The organism is Pseudooceanicola aquaeponti (assembly GCF_050897975.1).
GTDB lineage: Bacteria > Pseudomonadota > Alphaproteobacteria > Rhodobacterales > Rhodobacteraceae > Pseudooceanicola.
The window spans coordinates 580,929-599,420 of record NZ_JBPAXY010000003.1 but is presented as its reverse complement, the minus strand read 5'-3'; the positions used below and the strand labels follow the sequence as shown (position 1 = coordinate 599,420).

The 18,492-nt window shown below is 67.8% G+C and carries 18 protein-coding genes and 1 other RNA gene; 7 read left to right on the top strand and 12 right to left on the bottom strand.

Annotated elements, in window-relative coordinates:
- Positions 1–409 precede the first annotated feature (409 nt).
- From ACRARE_RS09545 to ACRARE_RS09535, 3 genes are all read right to left on the bottom strand, one after another.
- A complete protein-coding gene (locus tag ACRARE_RS09545) occupies positions 410–1,288 on the bottom strand; it encodes a DMT family transporter (RefSeq protein ID WP_432656197.1) in 879 nt (292 codons plus the stop codon).
- Positions 1,289–1,428: 140 nt separating this feature from the next.
- A complete protein-coding gene (locus ACRARE_RS09540) occupies positions 1,429–2,694 on the bottom strand; it encodes a cation:proton antiporter (protein WP_432656196.1) in 1,266 nt (421 codons plus the stop codon).
- A 60-nt stretch (positions 2,695–2,754) separates the two neighbouring features.
- Complete coding sequence (locus tag ACRARE_RS09535) at positions 2,755–3,465, bottom strand: endonuclease/exonuclease/phosphatase family protein (RefSeq protein ID WP_432656195.1); 711 nt, start codon at positions 3,463–3,465, stop codon at positions 2,755–2,757.
- 37 nt (positions 3,466–3,502) lie between these two features.
- Between ACRARE_RS09535 and ACRARE_RS09530 the strand changes: the two genes are divergently transcribed.
- Positions 3,503–4,168 (top strand): DUF2238 domain-containing protein, encoded by a 666-nt coding sequence (locus tag ACRARE_RS09530; RefSeq protein ID WP_432656194.1) that lies wholly within the window; start codon positions 3,503–3,505, stop codon positions 4,166–4,168.
- Positions 4,169–4,334: 166 nt separating this feature from the next.
- Here ACRARE_RS09530 and ACRARE_RS09525 read toward each other — a convergent pair whose 3' ends face one another.
- From ACRARE_RS09525 to mazG, 5 genes are all read right to left on the bottom strand, one after another.
- Positions 4,335–5,762: a protein adenylyltransferase SelO gene (locus ACRARE_RS09525; RefSeq protein WP_432656193.1), complete on the bottom strand. Its 1,428-nt coding sequence runs from the start codon at positions 5,760–5,762 to the stop codon at positions 4,335–4,337.
- A gap of 44 nt (positions 5,763–5,806) precedes the next feature.
- On the bottom strand, positions 5,807–6,253 hold the full coding sequence (locus ACRARE_RS09520) for a GNAT family N-acetyltransferase (protein WP_432656192.1): 447 nt from the start codon (positions 6,251–6,253) through the stop codon (positions 5,807–5,809).
- Positions 6,250–7,194: a nucleoside hydrolase gene (locus ACRARE_RS09515; protein ID WP_432656191.1), complete on the bottom strand. Its 945-nt coding sequence runs from the start codon at positions 7,192–7,194 to the stop codon at positions 6,250–6,252. The genes ACRARE_RS09520 and ACRARE_RS09515 overlap by 4 nt, the downstream gene beginning before the upstream one ends.
- Before the next feature lie 219 nt (positions 7,195–7,413).
- Positions 7,414–8,421 (bottom strand): Fe(3+) ABC transporter substrate-binding protein, encoded by a 1,008-nt coding sequence (locus tag ACRARE_RS09510; protein WP_432656190.1) that lies wholly within the window; start codon positions 8,419–8,421, stop codon positions 7,414–7,416.
- Positions 8,422–8,521: 100 nt separating this feature from the next.
- A complete protein-coding gene (gene mazG / locus ACRARE_RS09505) occupies positions 8,522–9,358 on the bottom strand; it encodes a nucleoside triphosphate pyrophosphohydrolase (RefSeq protein ID WP_432656189.1) in 837 nt (278 codons plus the stop codon).
- Positions 9,359–9,422: 64 nt separating this feature from the next.
- Here mazG and ACRARE_RS09500 point away from each other — a divergent pair, with 64 nt between their 5' ends.
- Together ACRARE_RS09500 and speB are read left to right on the top strand one after the other, a co-directional pair.
- Positions 9,423–10,592, top strand: a complete 1,170-nt coding sequence (locus tag ACRARE_RS09500; RefSeq protein ID WP_432656188.1) for a M20 aminoacylase family protein — start codon at positions 9,423–9,425, stop codon at positions 10,590–10,592.
- A gap of 1 nt (position 10,593) precedes the next feature.
- Positions 10,594–11,562 carry an agmatinase gene (gene speB / locus ACRARE_RS09495; RefSeq protein WP_432656187.1) on the top strand — a complete coding sequence of 323 codons (969 nt, stop codon included), beginning with the start codon at positions 10,594–10,596 and terminating at the stop codon, positions 11,560–11,562.
- 194 nt (positions 11,563–11,756) lie between these two features.
- Here speB and ACRARE_RS09490 read toward each other — a convergent pair whose 3' ends face one another.
- Positions 11,757–12,035: a hypothetical protein gene (locus tag ACRARE_RS09490; RefSeq protein ID WP_432656186.1), complete on the bottom strand. Its 279-nt coding sequence runs from the start codon at positions 12,033–12,035 to the stop codon at positions 11,757–11,759.
- A gap of 62 nt (positions 12,036–12,097) precedes the next feature.
- Between ACRARE_RS09490 and prfA the strand changes: the two genes are divergently transcribed.
- From prfA to ACRARE_RS09475, 3 genes are all read left to right on the top strand, one after another.
- On the top strand, positions 12,098–13,147 hold the full coding sequence (gene prfA / locus ACRARE_RS09485; RefSeq protein ID WP_432656185.1) for a peptide chain release factor 1: 1,050 nt from the start codon (positions 12,098–12,100) through the stop codon (positions 13,145–13,147).
- Positions 13,144–13,983, top strand: coding sequence for a peptide chain release factor N(5)-glutamine methyltransferase (gene prmC, locus ACRARE_RS09480; protein WP_432656184.1), 840 nt, complete (start codon positions 13,144–13,146; stop codon positions 13,981–13,983). Before prfA ends, prmC begins: the two co-directional genes overlap by 4 nt.
- Before the next feature lie 213 nt (positions 13,984–14,196).
- Positions 14,197–14,952: a DUF4167 domain-containing protein gene (locus ACRARE_RS09475; protein WP_432656183.1), complete on the top strand. Its 756-nt coding sequence runs from the start codon at positions 14,197–14,199 to the stop codon at positions 14,950–14,952.
- A gap of 133 nt (positions 14,953–15,085) precedes the next feature.
- Here the strand turns inward: ACRARE_RS09475 and ssrA are convergent.
- The 3 genes from ssrA to ACRARE_RS09460 all read right to left on the bottom strand — a co-directional run bounded on the left by ssrA (position 15,086) and on the right by ACRARE_RS09460 (position 17,786).
- Positions 15,086–15,435: a transfer-messenger RNA gene (gene ssrA / locus ACRARE_RS09470) on the bottom strand.
- 153 nt (positions 15,436–15,588) lie between these two features.
- A complete protein-coding gene (locus ACRARE_RS09465) occupies positions 15,589–16,266 on the bottom strand; it encodes a DsbA family oxidoreductase (protein ID WP_432656182.1) in 678 nt (225 codons plus the stop codon).
- Positions 16,263–17,786 (bottom strand): class I adenylate-forming enzyme family protein, encoded by a 1,524-nt coding sequence (locus ACRARE_RS09460; RefSeq protein WP_432656181.1) that lies wholly within the window; start codon positions 17,784–17,786, stop codon positions 16,263–16,265. Before ACRARE_RS09460 ends, ACRARE_RS09465 begins: the two co-directional genes overlap by 4 nt.
- A gap of 80 nt (positions 17,787–17,866) precedes the next feature.
- On the opposite strand from ACRARE_RS09460, the gene ACRARE_RS09455 reads away from it, so the two are divergent.
- On the top strand, positions 17,867–18,490 hold the full coding sequence (locus tag ACRARE_RS09455; RefSeq protein WP_432656180.1) for a helix-turn-helix domain-containing protein: 624 nt from the start codon (positions 17,867–17,869) through the stop codon (positions 18,488–18,490).
- The last annotated feature ends 2 nt before the right edge of the window (positions 18,491–18,492 follow it).

Sequence of the window (18,492 nt, the reverse complement as noted above, 5' to 3'; positions counted from 1 at the left end):
CTCCCGTTGCGGACATTTCCTCCTCGTCCGCATGTGAGCAAGATTATTGCGCTGCCAATACCCGATCAATTTTCTTCTGATGGAAATGCCATTTCTAATAGGGTGACGCAGGGGAAAGCCTCGCGCATTGTGGCGTCATTGCAATAGGTGGCAAGGTGTTGCGGAATTAGTCGGGTTTTCCGTCTCGCTCTGCGGAATTTAGTCGGGCGCTTCATTTTTCCGACGGGCGGGTGCGGCGATAATCGACTTGAAAGTCGAATCGCCCTCAATTGCCCGGGCGGATTGCATTTATTGCATTGGCGATGGCCATTATTTTGCAGTCGCAGAATTAATATCAATGCGGAATGTATTTTCAGACCCCGGCGCGGTGTGCGGCGGGGGCTGGGCGGGCATCAGGCGGGCGGGCCGATCAGGCGGGCGGGCGGGCCCGGGTCTCGCCGCGGATGTTCAGGTAATTGCCGGCAAAGATGATCGCCGCGCCCGCCAGGACCCACAGGTCGAAGGGTTCATTCACGAAGAGCGCGCCCAGCAGGGCGGCCAGGGGCAGGCGGGTAAAGTCGATCGGCACCACCACCGTGGCCGGCGCAAAGCTGAGCGCGGTGGTGACGCAGAAATGCGCGAAGAGGCCGCAGCACCCGACCAGCACCAGAAGCGGCAGGGTCTGGGCCGTGGGCAGGGCGAAATCCAGGTCGTAGCCGCCGCAGATCAGGCCAAAGACGGTCTGGGTGACGGTCATCCAGAAGATGATCGACAGGGTCGGCACATCGCGGGTCAGCCGCTTGGTGGTGACCATGGTGATGGCAAAGGCGATGGCGGCCAGCCCGGCGGCGATGATGCCAGGCGACAGGCTCTCGGCGCCGGGGCGGGTCACCACCAGGATGCCCACGAACCCCAGGGCGGCGGCCAGCACCCGCATCGGCGTCAGCCGTTCGCCCAGCACCAGCGGCGACAGCACCAGCACCCAAAGGGGCGAGGTGAACTCCAGCGCGAAGACCTGGGCAATGGGGATCAGCGCCACGGCGAAGAACCACAGGTTCTGGCCGGTGAAATGGGCCAGGTTGCGCGCGATATGCAGCCGCATCCGCCGGGTGTCGATGATCCCCCAGTCGCGGCGCAGGGTGATCACCGCGACCATGATCAGAACCCCGGTGACCGAGCGCCAGGTCATGATCTCGAAAGTGTCCAGGCTGCTGCTCAGGGCGCGCCCGGCAAAGGCCATGGTCAGGAAACTGGCCACCGCGCCGCTCATCCACAGGACGGCACGCAGGATGTCTTGGCGGGTGGTCACGGGGGGCAGCTCCTTGAAGGGTCAAGGAACCTTTTGGCCGGGATGGAGCGGGGGTGCAAGCAGGCAACGGTCGGGGGCGCCGGGCCGGGCCCGTCCGGCCCCGGGGTGACGGGGCCGGGCGGGACGGGGCCGGGCCGGGGTCACATCAGCTCGGGCTGGCGGCCCACCCGGGTGGCCAGGCGGCCCACGGTCAGCCCCTGCACCACGATCGAGAAGATCACCACGCAATAGGTGGCCGTCAGGATCAGCGCCTTCCATTCGCTGTCGGGCAGCGACAGGGCCAGCGCCACAGAAATCCCGCCCTTCAACCCACCCCAGGTCATGATCGGCACCGTGCCGGGGCCAAAGTCGCGCAGAGGCCGCAGCAACAGGATCGGCACCGCCACCGCGCCGAAACGCGCCAGAAGGCCCAGGCCGATGGCCAGGGCCGAGGCCAGGAAGAAACTTTGCTCGAATTCGACCGCGAAAACCTCCAGCCCGATCAGCAGGAAGAGGACCGCGTTCAGGATCTCGTCGATCAGGTGCCAGAAGGTCTCGACATACTCGCGGGTTTTCTCGGACATGCCATGCCGCGCGCCTATGTCGCCGATCAACAGGCCCGCGCAGACCGCCATGATCGGCGCCGAGACATGCAGCGCCACCGACAGCTCATAGCCGCCGAAGGCCAGGGCCAGGGTGATCAGCACCTCCAGCGCGGGATCGTCGATGCGGCGCATGATGCGGAAGACCAGATAGCCCAGGCCCAGGCCGATCAGCGCGCCGCCCAGGGCCTCTTGCGCGAAAAGCTGGGCCGCGGCGGCCAGTTGCGAGGGTTCTTCGCCGCCGCCCGCGCCATGGCCCGTGGCGCCGAACGCCAGGCCCACCAGGATCAGATAGACCACATAGCCGACCCCGTCGTTGAACAGGCTTTCGCCCGCGATGGTGGTCTCCAGGCTGCGGCGCAGGTTGGCGGCGCGCAGCACGCCCAGCACCGCCACCGGATCGGTGGGCGAGATCAGCGCCCCGAAAACCAGCGCCACCAGCAGCGGCATACCCGTCACCCAGGCAAAGCCAAGCCCCACAATGGCGGTCGAGATCGCCACCCCCAGGGTCGCCATCAGCAGCACCACCGGCCATTGCTTGGCCAGGTCCGACACTTTCACATGCAGCGCGCCCGCGAACAGCAGCAGCCCCAGCATCCCCTCCAGCAGCGCATCCGAGAAGTCGATGCCCAGCACCACCTCGCGCAGCTGATCGGCCAGGGCGAAATGGGGCAGCACCAGGTCCAGCGCCAGCATGGCCACAGAGGTGACCAGCGCCACCAGCAGGATCCCGATGGAGGAGGGCAGGCGCAGGACAAAGTAGTTCACCGTGCCGAAGGCGGCGGCCAGCACGATCAGAAGCGAGGCGATTTGCAGCAGTCTCATGGAAAAGGTCCGAAAAAGAATGAACTCTGTCGGGCTCTTAGCACGGGGCCTGTGACAGGGCTATTGCGCCGGTGCCGCAGGGGCGCGGATCTCGACCGTCAGCGGCAGATGGTCCGAGGCGATGCGCGCGGGCTGGGCGATATGGGCCCGGACCGGCCCGGCGCGCAGCCCGCCGCCGATGCCGAAGCGGTCCAGCGGCGCCACGGCGCGCGGCGCGGGATAGCTGGGGGGCGAGGGCAGCAGGTCGACCATGCCCAGTTCCGCGTCCAGATCAGCCGCCGATCCCCAGGCGTTGAAGTCCCCCGCGATCAGCACAGGCATCGGCACGCGCCCCTCCAGCGCCCGGCGCAGGGCGGCGCATTGCAACCGGCGCGACCGGGCCACCAGCCCAAGGTGCGTGCCCAGCACCCGCAGGGGCCCCAGGGGGGTGGCGAACTCGGCCAGGACGGCGCCGCGCGGCTCCAACCCCGGCAGATCCATCCGGTCGGTGGCGGTCACCCGCAGCCCGGGGCGGTAGAGCATGGCGTTGCCGTGCCAGCCCAGCGAGCCGCCCGCGCCGAAGGGCACGATCTGCCAGCCCTCGGCCTGGATCATGTCATGGGGCAGGGCGGCCGGGCGCGGCGGCAGCCGCTTGTCCGCCTCTTGCAGCACAACGATCTGGGCGCCGGTATCCTCGATCACCTCCAGCACCCGGCGAGGGTTGCGGCGAAAGTCCAGGCCGACACATTTTTGCAGGTTATAGGTTGCGATCCGCAGCGACACGTCATTCATGGGATAGATGTGACATTCCCCTGACGGAGCTTCCAGCATGTTTTCGGAACAATCCCTCGTCACCCGGCTGATCTGGATCTCATTGCTGTTTTCCATTGCCGAGGCGCTTGTTCTGGGGCGCTGGTCGCTGGCCTTCATCGCCACGGTGACCCTGGCGCTGTCGGTGACGCCGCTGGTCCTGGCGCGCTGGATTCATATTCGCGTGCCGCCCAGCTTCATGGCCGCCGTGGTCTTTTTCATCTGGGGCACGATCTTTCTGGGCGAGGTCTTTGATTTCTACAACCGCTACTGGTGGTGGGACATCGTCATGCATGGCGGCTCGGCCATCGGCTTTGGCCTGATTGGCACGGTGCTGGTGCTGATCATGTTCCAGGGCGACCGCTACGCCGCGCCGCCCATTGCCATTGCCTTCTTCGCCTATTGCTTTGCCGTATCCATCGGCGCCACCTGGGAGGTGTTCGAGTTCACCATGGATCAGCTTTTCGGCACCCAGATGCAGAAATCGGGGCTGATGGACACCATGGGCGACATTATCGTCGATCATGTGGGCGCGATCCTGGGGGCCTCGGCGGGGTTTGCCTATCTCAAGGGGCAGGAACGCGGCGGGCTGACCGGGATCATCCGCGATTTCGTGCAGCGCAATCCGCGGTTCTTCAAGCGACTGCGCGAGTTGCAGCACAAGCATGATGATACGCAGGGTTAAAGCACTGAGGGCAGCGCCGCCCATGGGGCGGGTCGGCGCTGCCCGGCGTTGCCGCCGGGCGGTACACTTGCTGCAAATGTGGCTTTTAAGGTGTGGGTCTGGGGTGCTCTGATCTGCTTGCCTTCGGGCTGGTACTGATTAGGGCGAGGTTGTGGCTCAAGCTCCCTCACGTCCCGCAGAACGTGGTCTCGACCTCTTCCTCGGGCCTGGCAGGCTGGGCCAGGTCGGCATCTTCCGGGGCCAGGTCAAAGGGCGTGGCCAGCACCCGCACCAGCCGGTGGAAGGGCGCCAGATCGCCCGCCTGGGCGGCGGTGATGGCCTGTTCGACCCGGTGGTTGCGGGGGATCACGGCGGGGTTGGTGGCCCGCATCCGCGCCTCGGGCGCCTCTTCGCCCGCCAGCCGCGCCTGCCAGTCCTGCCGCCAGGCGGCAAAGCCCGCGGGGGCGCCCAGCATCGCCTCGGCCCGGTCCGGATCCTCGGCCAGGGCGCGGAAGGTATTGGTGAAATCGGCGCCCTGGTTTTGCATCAGCGTCAGCAGCCCGTCGATCAGCGCCCGGTCCTCCTCGGTCGCCGTGGCCAGCCCGATCTTCTGCCCAAAGCGCGCCAGCACGGCGGCGTCGATCAGCCCGGGCATGGCGTGGACGGCCTGGGTGTAGGGTTCGACCATCGCCTCGGCGTCCTCTTCCAGCAAGAGCAGTGCCGAGGCCAGCTGCGCCATGTTCCAGGGCAGCACATGGCGCTGGCTGTCATAGGCATAGCGCCCCTGCCGGTCGATCGAGCTGAAGACCGTCTGCGGGTGATACCCCTCCATGAAGGCGCAGGGGCCATAGTCGATGGTCTCGCCGGAAATCGTGGTGTTGTCGGTGTTCATCACCCCGTGGATGAAGCCCAGCGACAGCCAATGCGCTACCAGTTCAGCCTGGCGCGCGATGACGCCCTTGAGGAACTCCAGCGGGTCAGAGGCGGCCGGGTCATGGCGGGCGATGGCATGATCCAGCAGCAGCCGCATCCGGGCGGCGTCGCGGCGCCCGGCGAAGAACTCGAAATGGCCGACCCGCAGGTGCGAGGCCGCGACCCGGGTCAGCACGGCGCCGGGCAGGGGCGTTTCGCGATAGACCGTGTCGCCGGTCGCCACGGCGGCCAGGGCGCGGGTCGTCGGCACGCCCAGGGCGGCCATGGCCTCGCTGAGGATATATTCGCGCAAGACCGGGCCCAGAGGTGCCAAGCCGTCGCCGCCACGCGAAAACGGCGTGCGCCCCGATCCCTTCAGTTGCAGATCGCGGCGCTGGCCGTGGCGGTCCACCACCTCGCCGATCAGCAGGGCGCGGCCATCGCCCAGCTGGGGCGAGAAGCCGCCGAACTGGTGCCCCGCATAGGCCTGGGCCAGGGGATCGGCGCCCTCGGGCAGGGCGTTGCCGGAAAAGATCTGCGCCAGTTCGGCAGGCGGCGCCTCGCCGGTCATGCCCAGTTCGACCGCCAGGGGCGCGTTGAAGGCCAGCAACTCGGGCGCCGAGGCCGGGCGCGGCGTCTGACGCAGGAAGAACCCCTCTGGCAGGGCGGCGAAACTGTTGTCGAAGGGGAAGGAAATGCTCATGGCGCAAAGCTAGGTCTTCGGCGCGCCTTTTGCCAGAGGCGGCGTCAGAAGGCCCGGGCGAAGCTTTGCGCACCATCGCTGCTGCGATAGCCGGTGCGCGCCGCCAGCCGGGCCAGGGCATGGTCGGGGCCGGGCACCTGGAAACGCAGCCGCTTCAGCCCCGCCTCGGTCAGGGCGCGGGGCAGGATCGACAACAGCTCGCCGCCGATGCCGCGCCCGCGAATGGCGGGCCGCACCCAGATCTCGTCCAGCTCGGCCGCCAGACCGCCCGCCGCCAGCGACCAGCCAAAGCTGATCGCCGCATAGCCGATGGGCGCCCGGGACGGGCCCGCGATATAGACCGCCCCATGGGGCGCGCCTTCCAGGATCGGCATCAGCGCCTCGCGCAGGGCCCATTCCTCGGTCGCCAGTCCCAGTTCGGTATGGCAGGCGCGCAGCATCGGCAGAAGCCGCGTCTCGTCGCCCTCGCGGGCCAGATGCAGGACGGTCACAGACGGGCCAGCCGCTCGGTCAGCAGGTCGAAGAAGCCCTGCGCGTCGACATCGCCGATAAACAGCGCATTGGCGGGCCGGTCGGTGACGCGCCACCAGTCGGCCACGGTCATCCCCAGGGTCAGCTCGGACTGGGTCTCGATCTCGACGTTGATGTGGCGGCCGGTGAATAGGTCAGGCTTCAGCAGATAGGCGATCACGCAGGGATCATGCAGCGGGCCGCCGTCCGAGCCGTATTTCTCGACATCGAAGCGCTCGAAGAAGTCGATCATCTCGGCCACGCCCACGCCAACCTTCGAACCAAGGGCGCGGATCGCCTCGATCCGGGCGCGGGTGCAGAGCACCTTGTGGGTCACGTCCAGCGGCATGACCACGATGGGTACGCCGGATTTGAACACGACGTCAGAGGCTTCGGGGTCGACCCAGATGTTGAACTCGGCCGCGGGGGTGATGTTGCCCACCTCGAAATAGGCGCCGCCCATCAGGACGATCTCCTGCACCTTCTCGACGATGTCGGGGGCCTTCTGGAAGGCGGTGGCGACGTTGGTAAGCGGGCCCATGGGGCAGAGGGTGACGGTGCCCGCCTGTTCGCGGCGCAGGGTCTCGATGATGAAATCGACGCCGTGCTGCGCTTGCAGGGGCATAGTGGGCTCGGGCAGCGGCGGGTTGGGGCCGTCGAGGCCGGTCTTGCCATGCACATGTTCGGCGGTGTGCAGGGCGCGCTGCATCGGCGCGTCGCAGCCCGCGTAGACCGGCACGTCGTGCCGGTCGGCCAGTTCGCAGACCTTGCGCGCGTTCACCCGGGTCAGCGGCAGCGGCACGTTGCCGGCCACGGCGACGACGCCCAGCAGGTCGATCTCTTCCGGGCTGGCCAGGGCCAGCAGGATGGCGACGGCATCGTCCTGTCCGGGGTCGGTGTCGATGATGATCTTGCGCGCCATGTGGTTTTCCTTGGTCTTCGGGATGTCCTTGGCCCGGGGCAGACCCGGGGTCGAGGCGGACCATGTGGCGGCGGCGCGGAATTGTCCATGGGATGCGCGCCGGACCGGCGGAAATCCCGCGCGCGGGGCGGGCGGGATGCAGGGACGCTAGGCTAATGCCCGTGACGGTGGCGTCCGGTCGCAGCGGCGCGCAGGGGCGCGCGCCGCCGCCAGAGCCGGTCAGCCGTCGAAATCGACCTCTTCGATCAGGCGCAGCGCGTCGGGGCGCAGCCGGGCCAGTTCGATCAGCGGCAGGTCGTCCGGGGTGAAGCTGCCCCAGCTGGCAACCAGTTCCGAGGCGGGAATGCCCGGCACGATCGGGTATTCGTAGTTCTTCTCGGCGTAGATCTGCTGCGCCTCGGGCGAGACCAGGAATTCCATGAAGGTCAGCGCGTTGTCGCGGTTGGGCGCCGATTGCGTCATGGCAATGCCCGAGACGTTCACATGGGCGCCGCCCTCCTCGAAGTGGGGGAAGATGATGCGCACGGAGTTGGCCCATTCCTGCTGTTCGGGATCCTCCAGCATCTTGCCCATGTAATAGGTATTGCCCAGCGAGATGTCGCATTCGCCAGCCCAGATCGCGCGTACCTGGGCGCGGTCGTTGCCCTGCGGCTTGCGCGCCAGATTGGCCTTCAGCCCTTCCAGCCAGGTCTTGGTCGCCTCTTCGCCGTGATGGGCCAGATAGGCCGATGCCAGGGCGACGTTGTAGGCATGGGTGCCAGAGCGGGTGCAGATACGGTCGTTCCACTTGGGGTCGGCCAGATCCTCGTAGCTTTCAAGCTCGCCGTCGGCCACGCGTTCCTTGCTGGCATAGACCACGCGGGCGCGGGTGGTGATGCCCCACCAATGCCCGGCGGGATCGTGCAGGGCGCTCGGGATCGCGTCGCGCAGGACGTCGCTGTCCACGGCCTGGGTGACGCCGGCATCGACGATGGCCGACAGGCGCGCGATGTCCACGGTCAGCACCAGGTCGGCGGGCGAGCGCATCCCCTCGGCCTTCAGGCGTTCCACCATGCCCTGTTCCAGGTAGGCGATGTTGACGTCGATCCCCGTCTCCGCGGTGAAGGCCTCGGCCAGGGGGGCGATCAGCTCGGGCTGGCGATAGGAATAGATGTTCAGCTCGTCCGCCAGGGCAGGCACGGTCATGGCGGCAAGGGTCACGAGGGTGGTGGTGGAACGCAGGAACATGGGACTCTCCGGGTCGCATACTGTTGACTGCGCCCGCTTATGACGAAGGGTCTCGCCCTCGGTCAATACCCGATTAAAAGAATAGGGTTTCCGATCCGGCTCATTCGGCGGCTTTCGCCGCCTTCTCGGCAGCCTTGGCGGCGTCCCACAGGGCGTCCATCTCGGCCAGGTCGCTGTCGGCGGGGCTGCGGCCCTGGGCCGCCAGGCTGTCCTCTATGGCGTTGAAACGGCGGGTAAACTTGGCATTGGCCGCGCGCAGCGCCTCTTCGGGGTCGACGCCCAGGTGGCGGCCCAGATTGGCCATGACGAACAGCAGGTCGCCGTATTCCTCGGCCACCTCGTCTTGTGTCAGTTCGGCGCGCGCCTCGACCAGCTCGGCGGCCTCTTCGGCCACCTTGTCGACCACCTGGCCCACATCGGGCCAGTCGAACCCCACCCGGGCCGCGCGCTTTTGCAGCTTCACCGCGCGCATCAGGGCGGGCAGGCCCCGGGCCACCCCGTCCAGCACCCGGGTCTCGGCCTTGGCGGCCCGCTCGGCGGCCTTGATCTTTTCCCAGTCCACGGTCTGCTGCGCCGCCGACTTGTCGCGGCTTTCGTCGCCGAAGATATGCGGGTGGCGGAAGATCATCTTCTGCGCCGAGGCCTCGGCCAGCCGGTCGAAATCAAACAGCCCCGCCTCTTCGGCCATCTGGCCGTGAAAGACCACCTGCAACAGCAGATCGCCCAACTCGCCCTCCAGCTCGTCCCAGGCCTGGCGCTGGATCGCATCGTCGACCTCATAGGCCTCTTCGATGGTATAGGGCGCGATCGAGGTGAAATCCTGCTCGATATCCCAGGGGCAGCCGGTTTCGGGATCGCGCAAGCGGCGCATGATGGCGCGCAGGCGCGGCAGACCTGCCGGAACGTCATGGATGGGGTCGCGGGCGTGATCGGCCATTGCAGCGCCTCGTGCTTTGGGATTTGGTTGCAACCTGACGAAGGTATCCCAAGGAGTCCAGACCATGCCCGTGGTCAATCGCATCGCCGGTCTCGCAGACGAGATGGAAGGCTGGCGCAAGCATCTGCATACGATCCCCGAGCTGAGCTTCGATTGCTTCAAGACCGCGGCCTTCGTGGCCGAACGGCTGCGCGAGTTCGGCATCGAGGAGATCCACGAAGGCATCGCCAAGACCGGCATCGTGGCCATCATCGAAGGCCGCGAACCGGGGCCGACCGTGGGGCTGCGCGCCGATATGGACGCCCTGCCGATGCAGGAAGAGACGGGGGCAGAGCACGCCTCGCAGACGCCCGGCGCGATGCACGCCTGCGGCCATGACGGCCATACCACCATGTTGCTGGGCGCGGCCAAATACCTGGCCGAGACACGCAATTTCGCCGGTCGCGTGGCGCTGATCTTTCAGCCGGCCGAGGAAGACGGCGGCGGCGGCGGGCGCATGGTCGAGGCAGGCATCATGGACCGGTTCGACATCTCGCAGGTCTACGGGATGCACAATGCGCCGGGCGAACCCGAGGGGCGGTTCCGCACCTCGCCCGGGGCGCTGATGGCGGCGGTGGATACCTTCACCATCAATATCACCGGGGTGGGCGGCCATGCCGCCACGCCGCATCTGACCAAGGATCCGGTGGCCGCCGCCGTGGGCTTTTACACCGCCATTCAGACCATCGTGTCGCGCAACCATGATCCGGTGAAGGATGTCGTGGTCTCGGTCACCCAGATCCACACCGGCAGCGCCGAGAACGTGGTGCCCGAGAAGGCCTTTATCAACGGCACCGTGCGCACCTATGATCCGGCGGTGCAGGACATGGTCGAACGGCGCCTGAACGAGATCGTCAAGGGCCAGGCCGCCGCCTATGACGTCGCGGCCGAGCTGATCTATACTCGCTGGTATCCGGCCACGATCAACAATCCTGAAAAGGCCGAATTCGCCGCCCAGGTGGCGCGCGAGGTGGTGGGGCCGGACGCGGTGCTGCTGAACGACGACCGCGAGATGGGGGCCGAGGATTTTTCCTACATGCTGAACGCGCGCCCCGGCTGCTATCTGTTCCTGGGCCAGGGTGACACCGCCCCGGTGCACCATCCGAAGTTCGATTTCAACGACGCCATCGCGCCCATCGGGGCCAGTTTCTTTGCCCGCATGGTCGAAACGGCGCTGCCGCTGAAGGAGGGGTGACATGGCCCTGGAAGACGCGAAAACCCAGGTCGATCAGGCCTTTACCCGCACCGAGGCCAAGGGGCTGAGCTATGAGAACGCCTTTGGCGGCGCCCCCAGCTTTCTGCGGCGGCGCTATACCAAGGATCTGACGGGCTTTGACCTGGCGGTGACCGGCGTGCCCTTCGATCAGGCGGTGACCAACCGCACCGGCACCCGCCTTGGCCCCCGCGCCATCCGCGAGGCCTCGACCCTGCAACCCTATGACCCGCCCTATGGCTGGGGCTTCGATCCGCTGGGCGAGTTCGCCGTGGCCGACTACGGGGATCTGGCCTTCGACTATGCCAAGGTGGCGGACTTCCCCGAGACGCTGACCAACCACATCCGCGGCATCCTGGCCCAGGGGGCGGGCTCGGTCACCCTGGGGGGCGATCACTATATCTCTTTCCCGATCCTGAAGGCCTACGCCGAGAAATTCGGGCCCCTGTCGCTGATCCATTTCGATGCCCATAGCGACACCTGGCGCGATGACGACATGGCGCGGATCGACCACGGCACGATGTTCTACAAGGCCATCAAGCTGGGGCTGATCGACCCCGCGCGCTCGGTCCAGGTGGGGATCCGCACGGTGAACGAGGACGGGGCGTTCGGGATGAACATCATCGACGCGCCGGAGGTGCACGAGATCGGCCCCCGGGCCGTCGCGGCAAAGGTGCGCGAGATCGTGGGCGACAGCCCGGCCTACCTCAGCTTCGACATCGACTGCCTCGACCCGGCCTTTGCCCCCGGCACCGGCACCCCGGTCTGGGGCGGCCTCAGCTCGGCTCAGGCGGCGGCGATCCTGCGCGGCATCGCGGGCGTCAACCTGATGGGCGGCGATATCGTCGAGGTCTCGCCACCCTTCGACACCACCGGCGCCACGGCCATTGCGGGCGCCCATGTGGCGATGGAAATCATCGCGCTTTGGTGCTGGACCCGGCGCCAGGGCTGAGGGCGGGCAGGGGGGCTCTGCCCCCCTCTTGAGCCGGGGGCTCAATTCACCCCCCGGGATATTTCTGGCAATGAGAAGAGAGGGGCGCGGCACGTCAAAGCCCCGGCGGCGTCCCGGCTGCAAAGTAGATCGCCCCCGGGGCGCAGCGCGGGCGGCCCTTTCTTTATCCGATTGCCGAAAATACTCCGGGGGAGTCAGCCTCCGGCTGACGGGGGGCTGGCCCCCCTCTGCGGCGCTGCGGCGCGCGACGAGAGGCAGGCGGGGCCGACCTCGCGCCACATGGGCACGTTCAGCGACATCTGGCACTGGGCGAGGTAGCTGCGGCCATCGACGCTGAGGCAGATCACCTCGCCCAGCTCGACCCGGTCGCCCTGGCGGTCGGTGCAATAGCACTCGATCGCCTTCAGGGGCGGCATCGGGGCCTCTTGCGCCGTGGCGGGCAGGGCCACAAGGATCAGGGCATAACGCAGCATGGCCCAGTCTAGCACGGGCCGAGGCTTGACCAAAGCCGCGCTTTAGGGGACAGCTTCGCCCCATGATTTCCGAAGACAGGCTGGCCCGCATCATCGGGCGATACGAATATATCGAGGCGCGGATGGCCGAGGGCGGGGGCGACTTCGCCGCGCTGGCGCGCGAATATGCCGAGCTGAAGCCGGTGGTCGAGGCCGTGCGCGCCTATGAGGCGCTGCGCGCCGATCTGGCCGAGGCCGAGGCGCTGCTGGCCGATCCCGAGATGCGCGCCCTGGCCGAGGAAGAGCTGCCCGGCCTCAAGGCGCGTCTGCCCGAGATGGAGCAGGCCCTGCGCATCGCCCTTCTGCCGCGTGATGCCGCCGACGCCCGGCCCGCGATGATCGAGATCCGCCCCGGCACCGGCGGCGACGAGGCGGCGCTTTTTGCGGGCGACCTGCTGCGCATGTACCAGCGCTATGCCGAGTCGAAGGGCTGGCGCTTCGAGATCGTCGAGCAGCAGCTGACCGAGCTGGGCGGCATCAAGGAGGTGACCGCCGCGCTGCGGGGCGAGGGGGTCTTTGCGCGGCTGAAGTTCGAAAGCGGCGTGCACCGGGTGCAGCGGGTGCCCAGCACCGAAAGCGGCGGGCGCATCCATACCTCGGCGGCCACCGTCGCCGTTCTGCCCGAGGCGGAAGAGGTGGATATCCGTATCGACCCCAACGATCTGCGCATCGACACCATGCGCGCCAGTGGCGCGGGCGGCCAGCACGTCAACACCACCGACAGTGCCGTGCGCATCACCCATATTCCCACCGGCGTGGTGGTCACCAGTTCCGAGAAGTCGCAGCACCAGAACCGCGCCATCGCCATGCAGGTGCTGCGCAACCGCCTGTTCGACCTGCAACGCCAGCAGGCCGCCGATAGCCGCGCCGCCGATCGCAAGGCCCAGGTGGGCTCGGGCGATCGCAGCGAACGGATCCGTACCTACAACTTCCCCCAGGGCCGGATGACCGATCACCGTATCAACCTGACCCTCTACAAGCTGGACCAGATCCTGCAAGGCGACCTGGACGAGGTGATCGACGCGCTGATCGCCGATCATCAAGCGCGGCTGCTGGCGGAGGATGCGGCATGAGCACCACCCGGGCTGCCCTGGCGCAGGCGGTGGCCGATCTGCGCGCCGCCGGTGTCGACGATCCGGCCCGCGATGCCCGCTGGCTCTTGGCCCATGTGCTGGGGCTGAGCCCCGACCGGCTGTCCATCGACATGCCCGATGCCCTGGGCGCCGCCGCGGCACCCTTTGCCCAGGCCATCGCCCGCCGCGCCGCGCGTGAGCCGGTCAGCCATATCACCGGGCGCCGCTTCTTCTGGGGGCAGATGTTCCGGGTCAGCGCCGATGTGCTGGACCCGCGCCCCGAGACCGAGGAACTGGTCGCCGAAGGTCTGTCGGCCCCCTTTGCCCGGGTGCTGGATCTGGGCACCGGCTCGGGCTGCGTGCTGCTCAGCCTGCTGGCCGAGCGGGAAGGGGCCACCGGGCTGGGGGTAGATCTGTCCCCCGCCGCCCTGGCCGTGGCGGCGCAGAACCGTGCCGATCTGGAGCTGGAGGGGCGCGCCGAGCTGACCCCCTCGGACTGGTTCGCCGCCGTCGAGGGGCAGTTCGACCTGATCGTGTCGAACCCGCCCTATATCTCCGAGGCCGAGATGGCCGAACTCTCGCCCGAAGTGCGCCGCGAACCCGCCATGGCGCTGACCCCCGGCGGCGACGGTCTGGCGGCCTATCGCGCCATAGCCGAGGGCGCGCTGGCCCATCTCAGCCCCGGCGGGCGGCTGGCGGTCGAGATCGGCTGGCGGCAAGGCCCCGCCGTTGTCCGGATTTTTCGCCAGGCGGGTCTTGAAGATGTCACCATCCGCACCGATCTTGACGGCAGGGACAGGGTTGTCAGAGCCCGGGCGCCACAAAGCCCGGTCTAAAGGCGCACAATCTGCGTAAAACTGTCACTTCCCCCTTGTCTTCATGCGCCCGGCATGGTTAGTCGGGACTATCCGGGCCTGAGGCCGCGCAGTTTTCGCCCGCGCCCGCCGGATGCCAAGCCAGAGAAAAGCCGCTCGCAATGGTCCGACGCAGGATGCGCCGCGAGACAGCGCAGCGGCCCCTAGACAGAACAAGGCTGGACAGCTGACCTTATGAGATCTTCGAAATCACGTTCGCGTAGCAAGTCGCGCAACCGGTCCGTCGGCAATATCGTCAACCGCGTCTTCGATTCCTCGGGGCCGGAGGGCAAGGTGCGCGGCACGCCGCAGCAGATCATCGAAAAGTACAACCAGCTGGCGCGCGATGCGCAGCTGGCCGGTGACCGCGTCGCGACCGAGAACTTCCAGCAACATGCGGAACATTACCTGCGGATGCTGGGCGAAGCCCAGAAAGAGCAGGACAATCGCCGCGAGCAGCAGGAACAGGAAAACCGTCAGCGTCAGGCTGAGCGTGACCGCGAACGCGCCGCCCGCCAGGACCAGCGCGACGGCGGCGACGACCGCAGCGAGGACCGGGGCCGCAAGGGCCAGGACCGGTCCGCCGAGCGTGGCGAAGACGGCAAGAGCTCTGACAGCAAGCCTCAGGAGCGGGGCCAGGACGCCCAGGCCGAGACCGCCGAGGCGGGCGACAAGCCCGAGAAGGCCCCCAAGCCGCGCAGCACGCGCAGCCGTAGCCGCAAGGGATCCGGTGACGATGCCGTCGAGGCCGCGCCGAAGCCCGCGCGCAGCCGCAAACCGGCCTCCGAGGATGTGATCGACATCAGCGGCGACGACAATTCCATGCTGGTGGAAACCCCCGAGGATGCGGGCAGCAAGCCCGCCCCGCGCAAGCGCAGCCCGAAAAAGGCCGCCGCCGAAGCCCCGGCCGAGTCCCCCTCGGAAGAAGGCTCTGCCGCCGTCGAAGGCTAAGCGCCACGGCCCGACAAGACAGATCAGACGAAGGGCGGCCCCGCTGGGGTCGCCCTTTTGCATGGGGTGACAGAGTCCCGGCAGGGGCAAAGGATCAGTCCTGTCGAACCTGGTGTTTCCAAAGGGGGGGGGAAGTGCAGGTTTCTGTTGCCAGGTACCTGCGAACCCCGCCTTACGCTGCTAGGCGCAAGGACTTAGATTTCGATTCCTCGAACTGCTTACGCAGCCAGAGCAACCGGAGCACGATTGTTGTTGGCAATTGTACTTAGCGAACCGATAACGGTGGTATCTCACCGGGACAAAGCTACATCTTTACACGTTCGTCGATCCTGTTTCGGCCCCATGATCCCCCAACAAGGGATGTTTGGTGGAGCCGCCGGGTACCGCCCCCGGGTCCGATCCGCTTATTACATGCGCGTTTATGCCCATAGTCGCCGAGGCGACAGGGCAGATATAGGGCGGATCGGGGCGGATTTGAAGGGGGATCTTGCGGAAAACCCGCCGGGTTTCGCGGCCCGCTGGCCCCTCCGGGCGCCACGCCCCCCTCTTCTCATTGCCAGAAATATCCCCGCCGGAGGCGTTGGCCCGCAGGCCGCAGGCGCGCCTTTCGGGGCTTCAGGGGGCCCCAAGCCCGGCTCAGGCCGGGGCGTCCAGCTGGCCCATGATCTCGTCGATCACCTGCAACCACAGCTCGACCGGCTGGGCGCCGGGTACGGCGTGTTGCTGTGCGACAATGAAGGTGGGGACAGAATTCACGCCCATCTTGCGGCTGTGGGCGTCGCGCTCGCGGATGGCCTCTTCGTCGGCATCGCTGGCCAGCAGGCGGCGCACCACGGCGGCGTCCATGCCCGCGCTGTCGGCGATATCGGCCAGCACCTCGGCATCGCCGATGTCGCGGCCATCGCGGAAGTTGGCGGTGAACAGCGCGTCGACAACCTTGTCCTGCACCTGTTCCAGACCGGCCCAATGGATTAGCCGGTGCGCGTTCAGGGTGTTGGGCGTGCGGGTGATCTGGGCGAAGTCAGCGGCGACCCCCTCGGCCTTGGCGCGTTCGGCGATCTGGCCATAGACTTTGTCCGCCGTCTCTTCGCCGAACTTCGACACCAGGTAATCGCGCCGGTCCATGCCCTCGCGCGGCATGTCGGGGTTCAGCTGGAAGGGGTGCCATTCGATCACGAAGGGATGGCCCGGGCGCTCGGCCAGGGCGCGGTCCAGCAGGGTCTTGCCGATATAGCACCAGGGGCAGATCGGGTCCGACAGGATGTCCAGTTTCACGGTGGCCGCGGCGGCGGCGGTCTCGGGCGTGTCGGTCATGTCTTGGTCTCCCACAGGGCGCGCAGGGCCGGGCGCTGCAACTTGCCATTCGGATTTCGCGGCAGCGCGTCAAGGTGCTGCCAGATGCGGGGCTGCTTGTAACGGGCCAGCCGTTCGGCCGCCAGTGACGTGAGCGTGAGGGGATCCTGTTCGGTCCCGGTATAGAAGGCGGCAATGACGCTGGCGTCTGCCTTCACGGGCACCTCGGTCACCGCGATCTCGGTCACCCCGGGCAGGTCGGCCAGGGCTGCCTCGACCTCGGCGGGCGAGACGCGGTAGCCGCCCGCGTTCATCATGTCGCCGCTGCGGCCCCGGTAGGTGATGGCGCCATCTTCGGCCATGGCGCCCAGATCGCCGGTCAGGAACCAGTCGCCGCGCATCCGCGCGGCCGTGGCCTCGGGCGCGCCCAGATAGCCGCGCATCAGCCCCGGATCGGCGCGGTCCACGGCGATGGTGCCGTCCTGGCCCAGGGGCACCGGCGCGCCGTCCTCGCCCAGGATCGCCACCCGGCGGCCAGGCTGCGGGCGGCCCAGGGTGCCGGGGGCGGCAGGGTCGGCGGGGCTGCCCGACAGGAAGGTCGAGATCTCGGACATGCCGAAGGCCTCGTGGATCGCAAGGCCCGTGGCGGCGCGCCACTCGTCCCGGATGCGGTCCGACAGTTTCTCGCCCGCCGCGAGCCCGTGGCGCAGCTTGGGCAGATGCAGCGTGGGGTGATCCGACAGGAGCTTGCGGTAAACCCCCGGCGCGGCGGCAAAAAGCGTCGCCTCATGCCGCTTCAGCAGCAGCGGCAGAGAGGTCAGCGGCACACCTTCGGCCGGGATCAGCGCGGTGGCGCCGACGGTCCAGGGGTCCATCAACCCGGTGCCCAGGGTGAAGGTCCAGTTGAAGGCGCCCGCGTGCAACAGCCGGTCCTCGGGGCCCAGCCCGTACCAGCCCGCGTGCATCATCTGCCGCGCCCAGATGGCGCGGTGCGCATGTTCCACCGCGCGCGGCGTGCCCGAGGTGCCCGAGGTGAAGACGATATAGGCGGGCCGGTCCGGGTCGCCCATGTGGTAGTCTGCGGCGGGCAGGTCGCGCATGGCCAGCAGGGTGGCCTGATCGAAGACCGGCAAGTCCGTCTCGGGGCAGACCACGCCGTCCCCTTGCAGGATGGCCGCCGGGCGGGTGATCTCGATCAGCCGGGCGACCTCGGGGGCGGTCAGCTGGGCGGAGCTGGGCACCGGCACCAGCCCGGCGGCGATGGCACCGAGATAGGCCAGGGGGAATTCCACCGTATTCCCCAGGCGCATCAGCACGACATCCCCCGGCACCAGCCCGGCGGCCAAGAGGCCGGTCGCGGTGCCGCGCACCGCCGCCTCTAGCCGGGCGTAGGACCAGCGTTCGGCGCGTGAGAGGCCAAGGATCGCCAGGGCCACCTTGTCGGGCGTGGCATGGCCCGCGGCCAGCACATGGGCGGCCATGTTGAACGGGGCGGGGCAGGGCGCGGCGGGGCCGCGATCACAGATCGAAAGGCGCGTCATGCCCCCTTGCTAGGGCGCGGGCCGCGCGCTGGCAAGCAGGGGCGTTGCAAGCGGCCCCGGGCGGCCCTATAGACTGCGCCATGAGCGAGAGTGACCCCCGCAAGCTGATCCGCATCGCCCGCGAGACGGGCGAGGACATGAGCGCCGAGCCCCTGGACCTGGGCACCCGGGTGCGCGAGCTGCGCCGGGAACGCGACTGGACGCTGGAACAGGCCGCCGTCAAGGCCGGCATGGCGCGCTCGACCCTGTCGAAAATCGAGAACGGGCAGATGTCGCCCACCTATGACGCGCTGAAGAAGCTGGCGACGGGGCTTGGGATCTCGGTGCCGCAGCTCTTCACCCCGCCCAAGGCGCAGCAGGTGATGGGCCGCATGGCGCTGGACCGCGAGGGCGAGGGGCAGGCCTATGCCACCGCCACCTACGAACATGACCTGCTGGCCGCCAACCTGACGCGCAAGCAGATGCTGCCCTACCGGGCCCGCATCCGCGCCCGCTCGATGGAAGAGTTCGACGGCTGGGTGCGCCATGACGGCGAGGAATTCCTTTACGTCCTGACCGGGGTCATCAAGCTGTACACAGAGTTCTACGAGCCGGTCGAGATGCGCCGGGGCGACAGCGCCTATTACGACGCCTCGATGGGCCACAACGTGATCTCGACCAGCCCCGAGGATGCGACGATCCTCTGGGTCACTTCGCTGGCCTGATC